Source organism: Rathayibacter sp. AY1E6 (assembly GCF_002931115.1).
GTDB lineage: Bacteria > Actinomycetota > Actinomycetes > Actinomycetales > Microbacteriaceae > Rathayibacter.
Map to the genome: position 1 here is coordinate 1 of NZ_PSVK01000027.1, position 15,035 is coordinate 15,035.

A 15,035-nucleotide genomic window follows, 5' to 3' on the forward strand; every position below is an offset into this window, starting at 1 on the left:
GAACGCGACGATGCCGACGACGAGTGCGGCGATGGCGCGACCGGCCCGGCCGGCCTCGCCATCGCCGCACTCGTCGTCGGCATCGTCGCGTTCCTCGTCGGCCTCGTCCCGGTCTTCGGGGCACTCGTCGGGATCGCCGCCGTCGTCCTGGGCGTCCTCGCCCTGCGCCGCGGCCAGTCCAAGGCGATGTCGATCACCGGCGTCGTCCTCGGCGGTCTCGCCGTGCTCGCCTCGCTTCTGAAGACGACCGGCTTCGGAGCTGTCCATACTCACCACTAGCAACCACTGCGGTGATCCCTGGCGACACGGACGGGCTGCACCGGGCCGGTGCGTGCGCCGAGGAGGCGTCACTGCTGATCCTGCGATCTACGATCTGAAGATGGCTGGACCAGTGCGACGCCCTCACGTGTTAACCAAGGCGTACCTCGGCGCCTGGGCAGATGACCGAGGGACGCTCGATGTCCTGCGACATGCAGCGACGACATGTCATCCCCTGAGCATCAACAACGCGACGGTCGTCGGAGGCGCCGACGATCCCCTCGTGCTCACTCACGACCTCGAGGGGGAGTACGCGTCGATCGAAAATCGAGGTGTGCCGGCGATCCTCAAGCTCCGGCGTGGGAGCGAGCTGGCTTCTAGCGAGTCGACGGCGGTGATCGTTTTTCTGGACATGCATCTGGATCGCGGCAGGTACGCAGACCAAGCCGGGACTTTCATCCCCGCCACGCTACTGAAGACTGACGCATCGATCGAAAACGTCGATTTCAGCGTTGCGGACAGACTCCGACTGTCTCAATCCTTGCCTGAAATACTTCGGCTGGCCCCTCTTTGTCTCGAACAGTGGGACGAAGCTCGCCGCGAACGATGCGAGGAATGCCACGACTTGCGCGATCTGTTCTAGCTCCCCGATTCATCCAACTGGTGGATGTCCTGCAGATGACAGGCTATCCGCGACCGCGACGCGAACACGGCCAGCTCGGCATTGGAAACCCACATGAGCAAAGCCAGTGCTCGCCTGATCGCGACCCTCGGCGACGAGACCGATCAGACGAGCTGAACTCTCTCGCGTGAACACGACCTCACTTCCTGTTCTTGCGCTTCGGCTGAGGACGCTGCCCGCGCCTGACCGGCGGAGGAGCGCTCGCGAACTTTGCGATCGGGAGCAGCCTCTTCACCTCTTCATCCATCTGCGGATCGGGAGTGGGCAGCGTTCCGTCGTACATTACGTCGACGAGGCCACGGGTGACTTCGTCATAGAGGAGGACTGCGCCGCGCCGCAGCTCTAGCCGGTACTTCTTTGCCTTCAAATACTGCTGAAAATCGTTTGTGGTCGCCGCGAGATTAGCGTCCTCAGGCAAGGTCGCCCAGACCAGGAGCCAGGCATCCTCCGGCGTGGTCCCGAACGGCGCGGTCCACGAGCGCGGCTTTCCCGTCGACTCATCGATCAGCTTCTTTGGGAGCCGTGTCCAATCGCTCTGTGTCTTCGTCGATCCCGAGATCAGCGTCGCTCCGAGGCTCAACCATCCGACGCCGCCGCGCCGCTGGAGCTCGTCCGCGAGGGCGTTCATCGGGCTTCCGAGTCTCCGCGGCTTCGGAGCACGCGGCTTCATGGGGTCGATCTGCGCCTCGTGCCATGCATCGAGCGGGTCGGTGAGACTCGTGATGATGAGCGTCTGCTGCCGCGCGCGACGCCGTACGTCTGCTGTTCGTGCTTCACGGACCCGCAGATGGGGTAGCTGCTTTAGCGTCGGGTCGGGTTCGACGTAGAGCCCCTTCTGAAAGAAGTAGAGCAGGAGATCGAGTTCGTCGGCAGCGAGGTACAGGCGAGAGGCCTCTGGGTCACGGCGCCGGCGAAGGTAGAGCAGGAACTCTGCGGGCCGGTCGATGACGTCCGCGATCACCTGAAGATCGTGAATCGACACGACCCACGGGGTCATCGTTGCGTCGAGCAGTCCCGCGTCGATCAGATCGTGCGTCGCGATCCCGACACCCGACAAGTCCTCCAAGCTCAGTGCGACGGTGTGGATTTCCCTGATGTGCGAAAGGTCCAGCCACCCGCCCTGGTGCAGTCGGAGGCCGCCGTCTTCCGCGATCCGCGTCTGCGTCCGGGTCGCCTGCTCCGCCGCCTTCGTGATGATGCCGACCAGACTGCGCCGAAGTAGGCGTGTCTCCCCCGCCCGTGCTGCCGGCGTCAGAGCGACGGCTTTTGCCTCGACAACGATCGCCACATCGTCGACGACGATCAGCAGATCGCCCTCGACCCTCTTCGTGTACCCGGCAGGCGGGCCGCTGCGCTCCTGAGCGTTGACCGGCACGAAGTAGTCGAAGCCGAAGTAGGTGGTGCCCCCAGGGAGCATCTTCTCCAGGGCCGCCCTCCCGGTCTCCTCGAGCACGTCACCGCGGCGATTCTGGTAGACCTCCCAAGCCGCTGGCGAAGACTTGAGGAGCTGCTCGAAGTTCTCCCGGATCGCCGGCTGGAGCAGCGCGTCGTGCACGATGAGGAACGTGCCGCGGTCGGTGCGGATCACCGGACTCGTCCTGAGCGGGTTGTCCCCGCCGACGAAGCCCTCCAGCACGTCTCGGGCACTCACGCCATGCACGGAGACGGCGAACTGCTTGAGCACGGCCTCGGCGACCGACTCCTCAACTTCGGCCCGAGCGGCGATCGCCTCCGGCGCGAAAGCCACCCGATCGGCGGTCGGTTGCCAGGCGTCGTTGTGCGCGATTCTCGCGCGACGGACGACATCGGCCTCGGGATCCCTGGTCCCGGAAGCCGCACCTTCTCGCAACACCATCTCCCGAGCCCGCACCCGCTCGTTGAAGGCAGCGACCTGAAGATCGTGCAGAGCGGTCAGGACGTTCAGAGCATCGTTGGCGTCGAACCCCGCAAGGGACATGATCTCCGAGCGAGTCGGCTCATCGCTGAACAGGAGATCGTGAGTGGTCTTGACCATGTCGGGGTAGGACGTGTTCCGCACCCAGACCTCCCGCATCCGCGACGACATTGCGATAGTGGCGAATGGATCGCCCGGGCTCGCCTCCGCGTGCAGGATCTGCAGTGCCTGCACTGAGTAGATGAGTCCCTCCGCCTGCTCCGCCCACTCGTGAGCCGCTTCGTAAAGTGAGTTCGGGCGCTCGTCCGCGGCTGAGCCGTCCGTCGTCGTGGACGATGACACCAGCGCGAGTAAGGCGAGCAGCTCCGCTTTCGCCGGTCCCCCCTCGGTCTCCGGCTTGACCCGCCCGGCCAGCGACCACGGAAGGCACGCGAGCCGCGCGAGCTCCGTCACCCGCTCAGGACGATGCTTCTTCAGCGCTTCCGTCAAGACCTGCAGCTGAGCTGCTATCTGCTGCTCCGCAGAGTCCACCGGCGAGGGCTGCGCACGTAGATCCTCGAGCATCGCCATCATCAGGTCCGCGGAGCGCAGCACCTGATCGCCGTAGTCGTCGTCTCCGCTCAACCCTCGGGGAATCTGCGGCTGCTGGGGAGGCATGCGTCCGGCGCTCATGGCGCCATCCGACCACATCCCTCCGACATCGGACAGACAGACTTTCCGTCCGGAGACAGCAGAATCGCGCACTGGTTGACTGGTCGACCACTTTCCGTCATGACCCAAGGACGACGACGAACGCCAGCGAGCGATCGACGCCGGCCACGACCTCGACCGCGTCCTGCACGCCAACGACCTCGTCAACTCCGACTACACCTCTTCGTCGCCACCGGCGTCACCAACGGCGGCCTCGTGCGCGGCGTCCGCAAGGAGGGGCACCTCATCCACACCGAGTTCATCGTCCTGCGCTCCACCTCCGGCACCATCCGTCGAGTCTCGGCCGACCACCTCGCCGAACGCTGGCTCTAACCGACCCGACCGGTCACCCACTCCTACGATCGACTTGTGCCCTCGCGATCGTCATCCCCATCCGAAGACCTGCCGACCGTTTTCATCGGCTCGTCCTCGGAGGGAATCGAGATCGCCGACTACCTGCAGTCCGCTCTGCACAGTCGTGGATCGTGCGAAGCGATCACGTGGAGTCAGGGCGTCTTCGAGCTCTCCGACTTCACGATGGAGTCTCTTCTGAAGGCCGCCCACCGCGCCGACTTCGCTGTGCTCATCGCCACGGCCGGCGACACGGCAGATGTGCGTGGGAAGTCCCGAGTAGTCGCGCGCGACAACGTGATCTTCGAGCTGGGATTGTTCATCGGCGTACTCGGGCGGGAGCGCACCTACATCGTCGTCGACCGCGCCGACGACCTTCAGCTGCCCAGCGACCTCGCTGGCCTCCCCTACCGGCGCAATCAGCGGAACCCGCGGATCGCCGTCGCGGAGGCGGCCCTCCGGATCGCGGAGGCTGTCCGCAAGCATGGTCGCCGAGCGGCTCCTGTGTCGGCCGGTAGCAGGACGGCCGGAAGCGACAGCGAACTGCTGGAGCGGGAGATCGAGCGGATCTGCGTGTCCGCTCGAGCTCAGGGCTGGCGGGTGAGGACCAACACCGAGACGACTCTCCGTCTTCAGGACCGCCGTGGGAGAAAATTCACCCTGTCCCGGGCCACTTTCTGGCGTCGATGACGGTGCGGATCTTTGATCCGTCGAAGCTGTCGGAGATCGCGACGCGGCGACGTAGCCGCCGGACAAGGAGGATACCCTTCGTTTCCTCGTCGTCGTGTAAGCCGAACGCCTGATTCCAGGCCGTGAAGACTTTTTAAGCTAAGAAGTGAGAAGATGGATGCCATGGGTCTGATGGCGAGTGTATTTGGTGCTGGTTCCGATCAAGAAGCGGCTGCAGCGTTGGGGAGCTCCGACGGCTTCCCATGTGATGTCGGTCCGACCGAACTCTGGGAGCTTGAGGGGATTCTCACCTCGTCGCCAGCTTTGGGTCTTCCCTCCGCTCAATATCAACCAGTTGGAGCGACGGAAGGCTATGAATGTTTCGTCATCCCTATCGGCGCAGGTTTAGGCGCCTCCCTCGACGCTGCCGGCGAAGTGGGCAGAGCCTCCGCCGCGCAGCGGTGGCGTGAAAACTCTGTCGAACTGGAAAACTGGACACAGGAGCAGGTGCAGTTTTTGGTAGAGAGCCTTCACGCCACTCTTGCATCTATCGCCCTGTCCGGAGATGCTCCTTATCTGAGCGTGTGCATCTGAGTCGTCCGACGTAGGATGAGGAATTAAGACGCTAACGCCTGCTCCAGACCGCTTGGCCGCCGTCGTATACAACCAAATTGTCATCGTCCTGCATCCACATCTCTGAGCCCGGCTTGCCGCTAGAGCCGGACGTCCACAACGCTGTACCACTTGACGAGTAAATAACTGCGTTTCCGTCTCCCTGCATTACAAGGTAATTCCCACTTCCGGACGTGCGAGAAGACCACAGAGCGCCTGATGGCCCATAAACAACGAAGTTTCCGTCGCTTTGCATGACGGCGCGAAAGCCTCCGGCGCGACTCGTCAACTGGTGCTTTGGCCGGAGCGAATCATTCGGCGCCAGCGACGGATGCTCTCGCGGAGCAATGAATCCATTAGTTGATGAAGCCCACGCTGGCGAGTAATCGGTCCTGTAGAGGACCAAATTCCCGTCGTCTTGAAAGGAAAGTGTTGCCCCAGGCTCATTAGTATCTGTAAGCCAGACGGCCTGGTTGGTTGAAGAATATATTACCGCATTGCCATCTTTTTGCATTGCGAGACGGACGCCTGTGCCTTGCGTTCCAGAACTCCATATCGCATTCGAGCTTGAATTGTAGGCAACGAGATTGCCATCAGATTGAAATACCAGCTTGAATGCCAGGCTGGGAGAAGTAAGAGACTCTCCGCGGATCAATTCTTCGCCTGAGACCAGCGCATTATAGTAACGCGGCGCCGCCGCTGCACCGTTTGACAGAGTTGAAGGAATAACCACGGTCAGGCTAAATAGAATCACGACGATGGCAGTCCACCGAGCGGCCGATTGCTTTCGAGTCCTTGACATAAAGCATTCAATCACTTCGGATCCTCTCGCAGGTGGTCTAATAGTCATGTTGCACTCCCCCGTAAAGAGCCTAGCGTCATGCGAGATGGATTAGAAACGATGCAGAGGGTTTCCCTATCCCCAGCGATCCACGTTTCCTCAGTTGGATAGAGGTAGGTGAAGGAGAGGACCGAGTCGTTGTATGGAACTCCGATAAAGGACTCAAATGAAGACCCGCACGAATCATATGCTGTTGCTTGAATGATCTCCTCACCAGGGAAACTATCGCCTTCAGCCACGAGAGCTGCATAAACCTCGGCGTCATGCTCAAGTTCGCAATCTACAGAAAGCCGATCATTTGGCGCGTTTGGCGTCTGAATGTTCAAGCAGTCCCCAACAGCGAGAGAGAATAGGCCAGACGATTCGTCGAGTTGTGGCTCAACTCCTGGCTCATCCTGGAACTCAAAACCGTCAGTTTTGTCCGTCGCCGAAGGGGATGAATCGACACGACGGGGGTCATTAGTCTGCAAAGTACACGCCGCCAAGGCTGACGTGGCGAGGACTACGAGCGCGACCGTACCCCAGTTAGGGTGACACGCGCGATTTCGACCCAGAACAGTTCTCATGAGTCAGCACACTACAGACGGCATGCCACACCGCTGGGTCGCGAGGGTCGCACCTGCCGCCCTAGAGTGCGGTTCGAGGGCGCGACCGCCCGTCGCCTACGCGGGGCTCTCTGCGACACCACGCAGGAGTGACCTTGCGCGTTCAACCACCATCGCGTCTGAAGGCATACGCGGTAGCCACGGTACTCACGCTCCTGCTCACCTCAGCGCCGGCGGGAGGACCGGTCGTAGCCCTAGAGGTGCGCTCCCAGACTCCCGCCGCCACTTACATCGGTCCTAGCTCTCTCGGTGCCGAGCGACTCCCTGGAACAACGGTCGTCGATACGCCTGAATCGCCGACTTTCGCCCCCGTCGCGCCGACCGCCACCCCTCCGGGCCTTGAAGAGGCAAAGTCACTCCTCGACGCGCCCGACGTCAGCGACGTTTCCCTCGAAGAACCATCTGCCGTAGTGCCCGAGGCCACTCCGGTGGCTGAAGAAATTCCGGACTACGAAACTCCGGATCTGATTCCTCAGGTTGTCGAGCCAGCCGCAGCTTTCGACCACTCAGGCGACCGGACATACGTCGAAGCGCCTATTCGGAAGAACGGTAGCGCGGCAGTACCAGCGCAGCCTCTCCGCAAGACCGCCTCTGGAGCCGCAGAGGTAACCTCCTACGCTAGCGAGTCGTCCTTGAATGCCACGGCAACGGATAAAAAGACTGTCCCAATTAGGCCGACTGACGGTTCAACCAATACTGGCACTACTCCCGTTCTAGAAACGCGCTTTGATGGTGCGCCACCCGGAGCGAACTACGAGTATAACTTCGTGGTCTGTTCAGGCTACGACTATTGTAGCGCTGGTGGCGCCAATTCCGTCGCCTCGAGCGGGTGGATAAGTTCATCCTCTTGGCGCGTGCCATCAGGAGCCTTGAGCAGCAATTCGACCTACAACTGGTACGCCAGTGCGCGCGACAACCCGTATTTTGGAACAATCCTTGACGATCGGTCAGCGTTTGCAACAGGGGCTTCGCTAGCGCCAAAGAATGTCACACCACCAGCCCTCGGAATGCGTCTAGATGGCCCTTCGAACCAGGCGTCTCTTCCGAGCCTTACCCCCACGCTTGTCGGCACAGTCATCAACCCGCGTGGCACCATGAACTATAAGTTCTCCGTGCGAAATTGCGACGCAACGCAGTCGTGCTTTGACGGTCCTGTCGTTGCTGACTCCGGCTGGGTAGGAAGTCCCCGATGGCGCGTGCCGAAGGGAGCCCTGTACTGGGGTGCTGCGTACCAGTGGACAGTCTCGGTCCGCGATAACCCCTACGCCGGCACCTTCGGTCCGTTCCAAACTTTTGGAACGTCTGTGCCAGTACCAGCTCAAACGAATATTGGGCTCGGCCAACAAGCGTCCCTTCTCGATGGGGTCAGCCTTGCCGACTCTCACTACGAGCGCAGTGACTCCGACGCAGAAGTCGTCACCGCGGGTCCTCCACTGAAGATGGATCGCTTTTACTCAAGCTCCAATATTTCGGTCGGAGCCTTCGGCGTTGGCTGGTCGAGCGTGTTCGATATGAAGATCAAATCGACTGACTACGGGCAGATGGTGCGTCTGGCAGATGGTCGCGAAGTTGCATTTGGTCTTAACCCCGACAATTCGTATTCTCCAGCTCCCGGAAGCGCCGGAATGAAACTGGAGAAATGCGCCAGTTGCTCCAACTTCACTTTTACGGACATTGCTGGAACTGCAAGTGAACTGTCCTCCACCGGTATTCAGAAAATCACCAACGTCGACGGGCGGTCAATCACTTTTACCCGTACATCTGCAGGAGCCATCGTCGGCCTGACCGATAGCCTTAGCGGTCGGACCATTGGCGTTGCTTGGAACGGGGGCCGAATTAGTAAGGTTATCACTCGGACGTCTGCAGTATCGAGCACTGGTAGCCTCGGGGCGGACTCGAACGTCTATTGGACTTACCAGTATTCATCCAACGCCCTCACGAAAGCCTGCAGAGTCTCCTCGTCTCCCGTCGAAACCTCCTGTCGCACATATTCGTACACGAGTGGCTCACCCTCTCAGCTCCTCTCGCGCGTCGTATCAGGTTCGGGCGCGGTGGAGGCAAGCGTCGCTTATATGGCGGGCACCAGCCAGGTGACGTCGGTCAACACGGGTGGCGGCGACACGTCGTTCCGCCGCGCCTGGCCGGATACGAAAGTATTAGTCACCTCACCCGCAGGCGTTACTTCGATCTACGACCTGGACGAAGCCGGGAGAACCACGCGCCTCCTTGATGAGAACAATGGAAGTCATCGCTGGATTTACGATGAACAAGGTCAGCTAGCTGAATACATTAATGCTGCAGGAGCCAAACTTAAACTGTCCTATGAGAAAAAGGTTGTTGGCTCGCGAAATATCTCAACGGGTAGGCTAAGCAGCCGCACTTGGGGCGACAATTCCGGGACCCGTTGGGAGTACTATACCTACGACTCCACGAACGGCAGACTGAGCTCGATCGGTCCCCGATATGGAGAGAAGAAGCAGAAGTTCTCATACGATCAGAACTCGCGTATTGTCAGCTCAAGCATGGTCTTATCGGACACGGAAGCGGCGACCACAACGTATTCCTACGCGACCGGGTCGGAGCTCGCCTTTGGGAGCTCGACCGCGACTGTACCCAAGGGCGTTTTGCTTACAACCACTGATCCCGTGGGAGCCAAAACCACGTACTCCTACGATGGAAATGGGCAAGTACGGGAAGTTACCAACCCGGTCGGCCTAAGAACCCGCTATCAGTACGATTCTCTCGGGCGAATATCGTCAACTGAAGTTTATGCTAATGACCTACCCACGAGCGCATTGACGACCTACTCATATGCGCCCAATGGCAGCATTGCGTCAGTGGAGAACCCCACCGTAAAGGATTCGATAACGTCGGCCGAGCGCAAATTGACTCAGAAATATACATTCGATTTAGGCGGGAATGTTACAAGCCGCACGGAGACCGATCTTGTCAGCGGCAAGTCTCGATCGACCGCATATGTCTACGATAGTCTAGGGCGCTCTAAAGCAATTAAGAGCGGCGCTGGAGTTCAACTTGGCGCTTTCGAATATGACTCTTTTGGCAATGTTACGAAAAAGACGGACGCGGCGGGCACCTCGACACTCATCGAGTACTCGAAAAGTAATCTTCCTCTGAAAGTCAGTCTCGTAAATTATAAGGATCAAGCAAAGCCTACGGTTGCGGCGACAGCAATCGTTATGGAGGAGCGCACATTCGATTCGTCCGGCCGGGTAAAGGAGTTCAAGGACGCCAACGGACAACGTTATTCCTTTGAATACAACTACGACGGCAACGTCATCAAAACTGTCGCTCTGCAGGTCGCAGGAGACGGTGGTAGATTAATCGACCAAACAATCGAGGAAGTCGGCTACCTCGAAGGCAATGTCACCAACATTAGAAGGGACGGTGGCCTGCAAAAAATATTCACCACTTACGACGCTCTCGACCGACCTCAAGCTTCGTCGATCACCGTCAAAAATGCAGATGGCTCAGAAACAACGCGCCGAACCGATTTCACTTACAATCTTCGCGGACAAATCACTTCTGAAACAGTGATGGCTGCGAACGCAGCCCTGCGCTCGACTTCCTACACCTATGACGCGGCAGGCCAGGTCACCTCTGAATCGATGAACGGCGCTAGCGCCGGTGACCCAAAGTCGACCACCACATTCCGCCGTAGCCAGCGCGGCCTCATCACTGCCGCCATTGACCCGAGGTGGGTTTCGGGGAGCGAGGCAGTCTGGTCAACTAGCTACGTTTACGATGAGATGGGTCAACTTAAGACAGCCTCTGCACCGCCGGCAGCGGATGGTAGTCGAGCAACAACCTCCTTCAGCTATGACGAATTCGGGCGACAGGCCGGGCTGAAGGACGCTCTCGGGGGGATGACTCGACTCGAACGAGATCTCTTCGATCGTGTGACCGAAATTGAAGCACCCTCCGCTAACGTTGGCGCCACTGCGGAAACCGCAGTTACGCGAATGGCTTATGACGTGCTTGGCCGGGTCGTTACCGAAGTTGCGCCCAGCGGCCGTACAACGACTTATGGATATGACTCGCTGAATCGGCGCACGTTAGTGTCGTTGCCTTCGTTGTCGCCAGCGGGATCTGACCGACGATGGCTTACTCAATACGATCGAATCGGCAACGTGACTGAAACCACGGATCCGACGGGTGCGCGGGTTACATACGCCTACGATTCGAAGAACCGCCCGACAACCGCTACGCAGATTCTGCGTCAATCCGGTTCCGGCGAACAGCTCACCACGTCATACAAGTACGACGCACTGGGGCTTCGAACCACGACGACGGACCCGCAGGGCGGCCAGGCCGTCGTGGAAAAGAACGGATTTGGGGAGATTGTCCGGTCTGTCGACGCGGATTCTGTCTCGCTCGACTTCGATTTCGATCCGGCGGGCAACGTGCAGCGTGTGGAGGATAGTTCCGGAGCATACACCAACTATGCTTATGATCCCCGGAACAACGTCATCGGCCTAACAGTAGGAAAGAGCGGCGAGACGGCAAAGCGATCCTGGGCTTGGTCGTATGATTTAAGTGACAACCAAATCTCGCAGACTGATGCGCGGGGTTACCAGAAAAAGTTTGAATTCGATAAGGTCAACAACTTCCGGTCAATGACCCATGAAGATGGATCTGTGTCGAAGATTACTTACGACCTTCTTGGCAGACCGGTTACTTTCACGGATCCCGCCGGGGCGACCAGCGTATCTTCGTACAGCCCAGCAGGCACCCTTGTTTCCCTCACGGAACCGTCGACTGCTGCTTATCCTGCAACCTCTGATAGATCTACCACCTGGACGTACAACGGCTCCGGGTTGCCTGTCAAGGAAACGTCGCCGGGCGGTGTCCAGAGGTTGCTCGAGTACGACGTTGATAATAATCTCAAAGCCGAGACCGGCACGATTGGGCAAACTACATCGACCCGATCCTTCTCTTACGACGTAGTCGGTCGACTGAATGGTTTTAGCCACCCGAACGGAACCCAGAGCTTGACCTGGGACGACCTAGGTCGAGTAACGGCGTCGAACGGCCCTGCAGGCAATGTGACCAGAACCTTCGACCGAGCAGGGAACGTTTCAAAGCAAACAGACGCGACAGGAACGACAACCTACGCTTATTCCGCGGGGGGCCGTCCTACCACTGTCACTTCGTCCACTTCCGCCAATCCGGTGACGATCACCTACGACGCGGCTGGTCGTCAACAAACCGAGTCATGGGGCCAGGCAACAAAGCGAGACTTTGAATACAATTCGTTCGGAGAATTGAGCCTGGATCAACTAGAGAACGCGAGCGGCGCTATCCAAGCCTCCTTCGCCTACGAATACGATCAATCAGGCAATAGAACCAAAAAGTCGGTGGGTCCGACAACCGTCGCCGGCTCTGGCGATCAGACGTACTCGTACGACGCTCGAAACCGTCTAACGGGCTGGTCTGACAGCGCTGGTGTGAATCACGCCATCTCCTGGAACTTCGACAATGACGCCACGAACATCGATGGCACTGCCCGAACATTCGACGCCAGGAACCGGTTGCTTCGAGACGGAGCCACCAGTTATACATACTCGGCGGATGGCCGAACAACAGGGCAAAGCACTCCGTCGTCGACGTTCACCTATGACGGTTTCGGCCAACTCGTCAACGACGGTAAAAGTACTTACTCTTACGACGCACTCGGCCGGATGAGCAGCGCCGCTGGAAGTAGTGTCTCCTACGCAGCGACTGACCGCGACCCACTGAAGATTGGCTCCACGAGCATTGTTGGCGGGGAGACGGCTCCGATACTCATCAATGGAAAGTATTCCGTATCTGATCCGCACGGAGATCGAGTACTTGATCTCGCATCAAACGGCGATCTTGCAAGCCGTAGCTATTCCCCCTTTGGGGCAATCCTCGAAACGAGAGGCGGTGTCGACACGACCGTCGCCTTCCAGGGGGATTACATGAGCTCGAGCGGCTTAATCAATATGGATGCGCGCTGGTTTAATAGCGCAAGCGAAACGTTCTTGTCGCGCGATTCCACCAGTCTCACCGCGGATGAACAAAATCGCTACGGCTACGGACTTGCCAATCCCGTAAATATGGTCGATGAAAGTGGAAACTGCGCAACTCCCATAACTGCACCTGCGTGTGCGCTCGGTGGCGTGGGCTCTCTTGCAGGGCCAGTGTCGGGCGCCATGGGGGCTCTCCTTGGTCTGGGGCTCGGCGTAACCTCCGTGCTGCTGTACAACCAGGGGTTGGAGTCAATGGGCGGGCAGTCGACGAGAACAAATTCCACCACCTTGGAGCTTTCAGGCGGTGGAGTATTCTCGACGCCTTATAGCGCGACCGACTGGGTTCCTCACATCGACGTCCAGATTGGGGCCTTCGGCGGCTACGCCGGGGCAGGCAGCTACGGATACGCCGGCACAAACGTTTACTCCGACATCTCGACCAGCATGGGCAACCTGGACGCCTCCATGACCCGGTTGTCCAATTCCATGACTCATCTGTCGGCCACCATGACACAGCTGAACGCGTCGATGGTCGCCCTTAGTAGTTCTCTCGCTGGTCTCGATGTTGCTTTGGGTAACCTGTCATCGAGCCTTGCGAATCTGGAGCAGACGCTCGCCAGAATTCCCGGGGCATCCAATAGTTGGTACACCGCACCTCCTCAGGAGTTTGTTCGGACAGACGTAGCACCGATAGGTGTAGCAGTCGGAGGGCCGCAGGCTGCCTGTGCTGCCGGCGGAAGCCGAGCTGGTTGCACGGCTGCAGTTGGCACCGCTGGCGGATCCTGCGTCGCTGCCGGCACTCCTCTTACCAAAGCGTGCGGGCCGTTAGCAGCGAGTGCTGCTTCCGCCTACTCGTCGGAGAGGGTGGAGTCAGTTGCCGTTACTGACGCTGCTACCGCAACAAAGAAGAATGCAGATTGCAACGGTGATCGAGTTGTAACAACTCGGGGGTGTGAACCCCTCATCGATATTCTGCAGAGAAATGTCACACAAGCTAGGGCTGAGATGGCCACAGACCCGGCTCTGCGCGACCGCTGGCTGACAGATAATGAACGATCCGCCGAAGCGACGAGGCCTTGGCTTGGACCCGTTAATAATGGTAAAGCAATAGAAAGATATGTTGCTTCCAAGAAGGAGGTCATGCTTTATTTTGAATATATTGGCGGCGCGCACATGCCAGATTTTGTAGCTTATAAGAATATTAAGGGTTACGAAGTTACAACCGATAATGAGAAGACTGTAGCAAGACATCTAAAGCGGTGGTACGTGGGACCGGATAGAATCGCGACGTACAGACAGTGGAGGTATGGCAGTTGATCAAATCGTTAGAAATTGACCGGTTCGTGGCGGAGGCCGGATCCGTGACCGAAAACGTCAGTGTCGACGGTTTGCGGCTTTCCGGGTGCTCAACAGAGCTGACGGAGGATATTGCGCGAAGGCCCTTACTGCGGAACCTACGTCTTAAGAACGTGGTGGGCAAGAGTAGTAGTTTGTCAGGGGCGGTACTACAAAACGTCACTGTCGAAAATTTGCGCGCAGACATTTTTTCGGGATTTATAAATGGGTGCGAATTTGATCAAGTAATTTTGAAGGGGAAGTTCTCACCGCTCGTTATCCAAAAGGGTGTCTCTGCGCCGACCGCTTCCCCCCTCGCGCAGAAGTTTGCTCAGGCGCTAAGGGTCGAGCCAGATGACTCGAGTTGGTCGTTAGATATTTCGGAAGCAATTGGGGACATAGCCCTTCGTGGGTATGCGCCCCGACGCATTAGGCGAAATCCAACTCATCAGGCTGTGATGACAAGGGCGCAAGCTGAGGCGGGGCGATGGAGAAAGATCGACCTTTCAAATACGACGTTTGTCGTTCAAATTGAGGAGTTGCTAGCCTGCGATTGGTACGAAGGTGTCGTTCTGGTTGCAAATCCTGCAGGGGCGAGATTCCGCTCTCAAGTCGACGGAATCAATCGGTTACGCGATGCGGGTGCCGCGCTCGAAGATTAGTAGATAGTGACGGTCGAGCGTGAGGCTCTATAGCGGTGTTCTGCTTGGCGGTGTAGCGTGCGATACATGAGCTCGAGGGGGTTAGGCCGGAGCGTCGCGTGGTGGTACCCGAATGGGCCCAGCATGTTCCGCGAGGGGGCCGATCGCGACAGCCCTGGACTTTCGTCAGCGGACGCGCGTCGTGAAGGGCCCCGAACCTGACGACTGCTGGATCTGGACGGGAGCGACCGGCGACGACGGCTACCGCCGCTTGTGGACGCGCACCGTCGACGGCGAGCAGCAGGTCCTCCGGCCTCAGCGGTACGCATTCGAGAAGATTGCCGGCCGCGCCTTCGAGCGGGACGTGATGAGTCCTGGTGCGTCGTGCCGCTGTGCGTGCACGCGGACGAGGCGATATAGCATCTGCGCGAGGGTGATGGGCGCGC

General features: G+C 59.0%; 7 protein-coding genes and 2 pseudogenes. 7 read left to right on the forward strand and 2 right to left on the reverse strand.

The genetic code is table 11. The features are described 5' to 3' along the window. Together C5C46_RS17055 and C5C46_RS15260 are read left to right on the forward strand one after the other, a co-directional pair. Positions 1–279, forward strand: a pseudogene (locus tag C5C46_RS17055) (hypothetical protein); the annotation flags it as partial. Between the two features lie 262 nt (positions 280–541). Further along, positions 542–901 carry a hypothetical protein gene (locus tag C5C46_RS15260; RefSeq protein ID WP_104227311.1) on the forward strand — a complete coding sequence of 120 codons (360 nt, stop codon included), beginning with the start codon at positions 542–544 and terminating at the stop codon, positions 899–901. 178 nt (positions 902–1,079) lie between these two features. Here the strand turns inward: C5C46_RS15260 and C5C46_RS15265 are convergent, their stop codons facing one another. Then, positions 1,080–3,506: a preprotein translocase subunit SecA gene (locus C5C46_RS15265; RefSeq protein ID WP_146079012.1), complete on the reverse strand. Its 2,427-nt coding sequence runs from the start codon at positions 3,504–3,506 to the stop codon at positions 1,080–1,082. Between the two features lie 103 nt (positions 3,507–3,609). Between C5C46_RS15265 and C5C46_RS15270 the strand changes: the two are divergent. The 3 genes and pseudogenes from C5C46_RS15270 to C5C46_RS16670 all read left to right on the forward strand — a co-directional run. After that, positions 3,610–3,857: pseudogene (locus C5C46_RS15270) on the forward strand (fructose-bisphosphatase class II); the annotation flags it as partial. Between the two features lie 36 nt (positions 3,858–3,893). Then, positions 3,894–4,565 (forward strand): nucleotide-binding protein, encoded by a 672-nt coding sequence (locus C5C46_RS15275; protein WP_104227313.1) that lies wholly within the window; start codon positions 3,894–3,896, stop codon positions 4,563–4,565. Positions 4,566–4,718: 153 nt separating this feature from the next. Beyond that, positions 4,719–5,138 (forward strand): hypothetical protein, encoded by a 420-nt coding sequence (locus C5C46_RS16670; RefSeq protein ID WP_146079013.1) that lies wholly within the window; start codon positions 4,719–4,721, stop codon positions 5,136–5,138. Between the two features lie 864 nt (positions 5,139–6,002). Here the strand turns inward: C5C46_RS16670 and C5C46_RS17435 are convergent. Next, positions 6,003–6,563, reverse strand: coding sequence for a septum formation family protein (locus C5C46_RS17435; RefSeq protein WP_104227315.1), 561 nt, complete (start codon positions 6,561–6,563; stop codon positions 6,003–6,005). 1,133 nt (positions 6,564–7,696) lie between these two features. On the opposite strand from C5C46_RS17435, the gene C5C46_RS16675 reads away from it, so the two are divergent. Together C5C46_RS16675 and C5C46_RS16680 are read left to right on the forward strand one after the other, a co-directional pair. After that, on the forward strand, positions 7,697–13,930 hold the full coding sequence (locus C5C46_RS16675; protein WP_181136538.1) for an RHS repeat-associated core domain-containing protein: 6,234 nt from the start codon (positions 7,697–7,699) through the stop codon (positions 13,928–13,930). Positions 13,931–13,974: 44 nt separating this feature from the next. After that, positions 13,975–14,610 carry a hypothetical protein gene (locus C5C46_RS16680; RefSeq protein ID WP_146079015.1) on the forward strand — a complete coding sequence of 212 codons (636 nt, stop codon included), beginning with the start codon at positions 13,975–13,977 and terminating at the stop codon, positions 14,608–14,610. The last annotated feature ends 425 nt before the right edge of the window (positions 14,611–15,035 follow it).

Coding starts and splice junctions, on each gene's coding strand:
- C5C46_RS15265 (WP_146079012.1), bottom strand. CDS start 3,506: ATGAGCGCCGGACGCATGCCTCCCCAGCAGCCGCAGATTCCCCGAGGG.
- C5C46_RS16670 (WP_146079013.1), top strand. CDS start 4,719: ATGGATGCCATGGGTCTGATGGCGAGTGTATTTGGTGCTGGTTCCGAT.
- C5C46_RS17435 (WP_104227315.1), bottom strand. CDS start 6,563: ATGAGAACTGTTCTGGGTCGAAATCGCGCGTGTCACCCTAACTGGGGT.
- C5C46_RS16675 (WP_181136538.1), top strand. CDS start 7,697: ATGAACTATAAGTTCTCCGTGCGAAATTGCGACGCAACGCAGTCGTGC.